Origin of the sequence: Mycobacterium sp. DBP42 (assembly GCF_005924235.1) — a bacterium.
GTDB lineage: Bacteria > Actinomycetota > Actinomycetes > Mycobacteriales > Mycobacteriaceae > Mycobacterium > Mycobacterium syngnathidarum.
Window position 1 is genome coordinate 1 of sequence record NZ_VCMY01000096.1, and the last position, 1,509, is coordinate 1,509.

Below are 1,509 nucleotides of genomic sequence, written 5' to 3' on the forward strand. Positions count from 1 at the left end.
CAATGCCGCGCAGTTAGCGTGGGTGGCCCGTTGTCAACCGTCGAGGATCTCGATGGTGATGCTGGTTGTGTAGTTGGTGCGGTCGATGGTGCCTTTGGCTCGGTGCTTGGAGATGGCGCGCTTGACGACGCGGGGGCTTGAGCGTGACCGTCGGGCCGGTAGTGGCTGGTGGAGGACGGCCGCCCCGATGCGGCCGATCAGATCGACAGTGGTCGCGGTAATCGCTGCGGCGGCGGCAACGACCTGGTCACGGGCGGCGTGCAGGGCGACGGTGAAACTGAGCCGGTCGGGGCTGATCGTGGGATGGGCCAGGCTGGTATCGGCGATGGCGGTGCGCAGGGCCTGGTAGGTGATCAGCAGTGCGTAGACCTCTTGGGTGATGCCGGCGGGGGTGGCTGCACGTAGCACGCGTCCGCCCAGGATGGTCGATTTCAGTTCCAGGTAGCTGGTTTCGATCTCCCAGCGTTGGTGGTACAGGTTGACCAGTTCGTTTGCGGAATACTGTTTTTCGTCGATCAGTGTGGTGATCAGGCGGTAATGGCCGCAGCGGGTGGCCCCGCCGTGGAGTGCCACGTTGATGCGGGCGTCGATCACCCGCACGGTCACCGTTCCCATCCGTGCCAGCCAGGTGCGGTCCGGGAGCGTCCTGATTGGGGGCAGCACCCGGGTGTCTTTGCAGCGGATCAGCAGGTCGGCGTGGGCTGCCGCGATCTGTTCCACCAGGGCGGTGACGGCGAAGTTTCGGTCAGCCAACAGCAGCATGCCTGGTTTCAGGCAGCGCAACAGCTTTGGGGCGTAGGTGGTTTCGCCGATGCGGTAGGAGCCGAACACGGCGTCGATGACGGTGCGGGTGCCACACGCCACCACCGTCAACAGGCGCAGCATCGGATACCCGGACTCGGCGTCGGGGCGACCGGTTTGGCGGCCGAACGCTGCGGCGTTGGCGTCGCTGTTGGGCACGAACATCGAGGTGCCGTCGATCGCGCAGACCAACAACCCATGCCAGCGCGTGGCGCCGACAGCCGGGCCGCGCAGCAGGGCGAACAATTCGCGCAGCGGCGCGACGCCGACACGTCGCAAAGCTTGCGACAGTGCCGAGGAACCCGGGGCGGCCACGGTGGCAGGGTCCAGGCCGGCGACCAGCCGCGCCCAGACCTGCTGGTATCCGATCTCGGCGAACAACGCCCCGGCCAGCAACAGGTAGACCACGACCCTCGATGGCAGCACCCGAACACGTCGCTGCACGCGGCCGGTGTTCTGCAAGGCGGCGTCGACGAGGTCGGCGGACACGATCTGGGTCAACTCGCCCAGATGGCCCGGCGCGAATGGGCCCTCACGCTCCGGCCGTGCAGGACAGATGACAGACTGAACAGACAGCGGAACTCCCTGGTGTGATGGTGTCTTTGGACGGACAATCCATCGATACCGGGAGTTCCGCTGTCCTACTGGCACCCCGCACGGCGTGTCACACTTGCCACACCAGTCACACACCTAACTGCGCGGCATTGG

At 66.1% G+C, this 1,509-nt stretch carries 1 protein-coding gene; it reads right to left on the minus strand.

Annotated elements, in window-relative coordinates:
• Positions 1 to 33: 33 nt before the first annotated feature.
• Entirely contained in the window at positions 34 to 1,491 is a 1,458-nt protein-coding gene (locus tag E0T84_RS31515; protein WP_371726391.1) for an IS4 family transposase, read from the minus strand.
• Positions 1,492 to 1,509: the final 18 nt, after the last annotated feature.